We start from the raw sequence: 4173 nt of genomic DNA, 5'->3' as shown, positions 1-4173 counted from the left end.
GGGCCGCGAGGGCCGCCAGTTCCGTCGTGCGTCCTGTCCCAGGGCTTCCCACCAGACCGGCGACCGAGGCCCCGCTCTCCTCGAACTGCCGGAAGGCGTCGGCGGCTTCGGCCCGGTGCACGGCCCCGCCCGCGCCGTCGGCGGCGGATGCCGCCGACGCCGACGTCAGCCGCAGCGCACCCGCCAGGTTCAGATCACGGCCGAAACCGGGCACGTTCGCCCCGTTACGGGCCAGCAGCATCCCCAGCGGACCGTCCGGTTCCAGCACCCCGGCCGCCCGCAGCGGAACCGCGAAGCCGGCCGAGCGGTGCGGCGTGTGCAGGGCGGTGCCGAGCACGGCCAGCACCGCTCCGGTGTCCGCGTCCAGGACGGGGGTGCCCGACGCCCGTCTGCTGAGGCGGAGTTCCACGGCGGCCGACTCCGGCAGCACCAGCTCCAGCGCCTCTTCGACGGCGTGGAAGCGGTCGGTGGAGGTGTACGTGACGGTGGCCGTCCCGGCCAGGTGTGCCTCGGTCCAGTGTCCGGACCGCTGGGGTGTCCGGTGCCCGGTCCGCAGATGTACCGCCGTACCCGCCGCCCGCGCACGCTCCGCACCGATGACGAAGGGTGCGACGCCGAGCCCTTCGGTACGGATGAGGGCGAGGTCCCATTCGGGGAGAGAGGTGATGTCACCGGCCTCCGCGAGATAGCTGCGTTCACCGGGCGCGTGGACGACCGCGCAGGCGAGTCCGTCCACCGCTTCGTGGGTGGTGACCACCGTGCCGAGCCCGTCGGCGACGAAGCCCGTACCGCGTGGCCGTCCGGCCAGATCACAGATCCGCACCAACGCGGGTTCCGCACCCACCGCCGACATCGCCCGAACCTTCCTGCCGCACTCCCCGTTCCCCGACGGTAGAGCGAAGTTGATCAGCAGGAACAGCCCCCGGACGAACGCGCCCCCGTCCACGCCCTCGACACACCCCGAGCGCCTGGCCATTGGAGTGAATCCGCGCCCCGGAAGGGATAACGCGGCAGCGTTCGCCGAAGGTCGGCAGGCGTCCTGGGCCCTGGGCCCCAGGGCCCAGGGCCCAGTTCGGGCTAGGCGAAGACGGCGAGGCTCTTCGCCCTGCCCTGGTGTTCCTCTACCAGGGCCACGAGACCGCCCTCGGGTCCGAAGACGGCGATCGGCGCCGCCGCTGCGAACTCCTGTGCGGGCATGTGCAGTTGCGCGCCGTTGCCGATCAGACGGGCCTGCTCGGCGTCCACGTCCCAACGGGAGAAGGCCGCCGCGGCCGCCTCACCGAGCGGCAGCAGCGACAACTCCGCGCGCCCGTCGGCCCCGTCCGCTCCGTCGACTTCCGCCTGCAACTGCTCCAGGGTGCGGGCGGAATCGAGGGCGTACGGACCCACCCGGGTACGGCGCAGCGCCGTCAGATGGCCGCCGGTGCCAAGCCCGGCACCCAGGTCGCGGGCGAGCGCGCGTACATACGTGCCGGAGGAGCAGACCACCGTGACCCGCAGATCGGTGACCGCCGTACCGTCCTCGGCCCGCTCCTCGCGCACCTCGTGCACCGTGAAGGCGGAGACGGTGACCGGGCGCGCGGCCAGGGCGACGTCCTCGCCCTCGCGCACCCGCTGGTACGCGCGTTTGCCGTCCACCTTCACCGCGCTGACCTTCGAGGGCACCTGCTCGATGCGGCCGGTGAGCCCGGCGACGGCGGCGTCGAGGGTCCCCCGGGCGATGCCGGAGGCACCCGCCGCGGCGGTGGTCGCGCCTTCCGCGTCGTCCGTCACGGTGTCCTGGCCGAGCCGGATCGTGGCGGTGTACTCCTTCTCGGTCAGGGCGAGATGGCCCAGCAGCCGGGTCGCCTTCTCGACGCCGATGACGAGCACACCGGTGGCCATCGGATCGAGCGTCCCCGCGTGTCCGACCCGCCGGGTACGGGCGATGCCGCGCAGCTTGGCGACGACGTCGTGCGAGGTGAAACCGGCGGGCTTGTCGACGATGACGAGCCCGCCGGGCCCGTTGTCCTTCTTGCGTGCCACGATTCAGGCGCTCTCGGCCTTGCCGGGCTCATCCGGCCCATCGGCCTCATCGGCCTCGCCCGGCTTGCGGTACGGGTCCACCTCGCCCGCGTAGTCCGCCCCCGAGGAGGCCTTGCGCACCTCTTCGTCCGATTCCCTGGCCCGGGCGAGGAGATCGTCGATCGTCCGGGCGTTCTCCGGCAGGGCGTCGGCGACGAAGCTGAGGCTCGGGGTGTGCTTGACGCCCGCGGCCGCACCGACCGCGGTGCGCAGCATGCCCTTGGCGCTCTCGAGCCCGGCCGCCGCGGCCTCGCGGTCCTCGTCGTCCCCGTACACCGTGTAGAAGACCGTCGCCTCCCGCAGGTCACCGGTGACCCGGGAGTCGGTGACGGTCACATGGGTGCCCAGCCGCGGGTCCTTGATCCCCCGGTGCAGCTTTTCCGCGACCACCTCACGGATGAGGTCCGCCAGCCTCTTCGCCCGCGCATTGTCGGCCACTGGTCCGTCTCCTTGCTATTCGTCATCTTCTCCGTGGAACCGCCGCCGTACCGACAGCAGCTCCACCTCCGGCCGGGCGGCGATCAGCCGCTCGCACCGGTCGAGTACGTCCGTCACATGCGCCGCGTCCCCCGACACCGCCGCCAGGCCGATCCTGGTCCGGCGGTACAGATCCTGCTCGGCCACCTCCGCCACGCTCACCGCGTACTTGCGCTGCAGCTCAGCGACGATCGGACGGACGACGGAGCGCTTCTGCTTCAGCGAATGTACGTCGCCCAGCAGCAGGTCGATGGAAAGAGTCCCCACATACACGGGGCGATCGTACGCGCAACGGCCGGGGCCGATCGACGGAGTTTCCGCTCCGCCGACCGGCCCCTGACCAGCTCACAGGTTCAGCAACGCCACGGCGTCAGCCGCGCGGCTTCTCCCGCATCTCGTACGTCGCGATGACGTCGTCGACCTTGATGTCGTTGTAGCCGCCGAGGTTGATACCACCCTCGAAGCCGTCACGGATCTCGGTGACGTCGTCCTTGAAGCGGCGCAGGCCCTCGATGTTGAGGTTCTCCGCCACGACCTTGCCGTCGCGCAGCAGCCGGGCCTTGGTGTTCCGCTTGACCTCGCCGGACCGGACGAGGACACCGGCGATGTTGCCGAGCTTGGAGGAGCGGAAGACCTCGCGGATCTCCGCCGTGCCGAGCTCGATCTCCTCGTAGATCGGCTTGAGCATGCCCTTGAGCGCCGCTTCGATCTCCTCGATGACCTGGTAGATCACCGAGTAGTAGCGGACGTCCACGCCTTCGCGGTCGGCCATCTGCGTCGCGCGCCCTTCGGCGCGGACGTTGAAGCCGATGACGATGGCGTCGGAGCCGGTCGCCAGGTCGATGTCGGTCTCGGTGACCGCACCGACGCCGCGGTGCAGGATGCGCAGGTCGACCTCTTCGCCGACGTCCAGCTGCAGCAGCGAGGACTCCAGGGCCTCGACCGAACCGGAGGCGTCGCCCTTGATGATGAGGTTGAGGTTCTGCACCTGGCCGGCCTTGAGCACCTTGTCCAGGTCCTCCAGCGAGACCCGGCGGGTCCGCTTGGCGAACGCGGCGTTGCGCTCGCGGGCGGCGCGCTTCTCGGCGATCTGACGGGCCGTACGGTCCTCGTCGACCACCAGGAAGTTGTCACCCGCGCCCGGGACGTTGGTGAGACCGAGCACCAGGACGGGGGTCGAGGGACCCGCCTCCTTGATGTGCTCACCCTTGTCGTCGAGCATCGCGCGGACCCTGCCGTAGGCGTCGCCCACGACCATGGTGTCGCCGACCTGGAGCGTGCCGCGCTGCACGAGCACGGTCGCGACGGCGCCGCGGCCGCGGTCGAGGTGCGCCTCGATCGCGATGCCCTGCGCGTCCTGCTCCGGGTTGGCCCGCAGGTCGAGTGCGGCGTCCGCGGTCAGCACGACCGCTTCGAGCAGCGCCTCGATGTTCTCGCCCTGCTTGGCGGAGATGTCGACGAACATGGTGTCGCCGCCGTACTCCTCGGCCACCAGGCCGTACTCCGTCAGCTGACCGCGCACCTTGGTCGGGTCGGCACCCTCGACGTCGATCTTGTTGACCGCGACCACGATCGGCACGTCGGCCGCCTTGGCGTGGTTCAGCGCCTCGATCGTCTGCGGCATGACGCCGT

5 protein-coding genes are annotated in these 4173 nt (G+C 71.0%); all 5 read right to left on the bottom strand.

Annotated elements, in window-relative coordinates; all coding sequences use genetic code 11:
* Positions 1–976 (bottom strand): trypsin-like peptidase domain-containing protein (locus ACRDP3_RS14665; RefSeq protein ID WP_431517372.1); only part of this gene is annotated, 976 nt, incomplete at its 3' end.
* A gap of 101 nt (positions 977–1077) precedes the next feature.
* Positions 1078–2025 carry a tRNA pseudouridine(55) synthase TruB gene (gene truB / locus ACRDP3_RS14660; protein ID WP_431517371.1) on the bottom strand — a complete coding sequence of 316 codons (948 nt, stop codon included), beginning with the start codon at positions 2023–2025 and terminating at the stop codon, positions 1078–1080.
* A 3-nt stretch (positions 2026–2028) separates the two neighbouring features.
* Positions 2029–2502 (bottom strand): 30S ribosome-binding factor RbfA, encoded by a 474-nt coding sequence (rbfA, locus tag ACRDP3_RS14655; RefSeq protein ID WP_431517370.1) that lies wholly within the window; start codon positions 2500–2502, stop codon positions 2029–2031.
* Between the two features lie 15 nt (positions 2503–2517).
* Positions 2518–2814, bottom strand: a complete 297-nt coding sequence (locus ACRDP3_RS14650) for a DUF503 domain-containing protein (protein ID WP_431517369.1) — start codon at positions 2812–2814, stop codon at positions 2518–2520.
* A 97-nt stretch (positions 2815–2911) separates the two neighbouring features.
* Positions 2912–4173 (bottom strand): translation initiation factor IF-2 (infB, locus tag ACRDP3_RS14645; protein ID WP_431517368.1); only part of this gene is annotated, 1262 nt, incomplete at its 5' end.

The sequence above is a fragment of the Streptomyces sp. genome, from assembly GCF_050698815.1.
In the GTDB taxonomy this organism is placed as follows: domain Bacteria; phylum Actinomycetota; class Actinomycetes; order Streptomycetales; family Streptomycetaceae; genus Streptomyces.
Note: the sequence above shows the minus strand (reverse complement) of the source record. Positions and strands in the feature narration are given on the sequence as shown.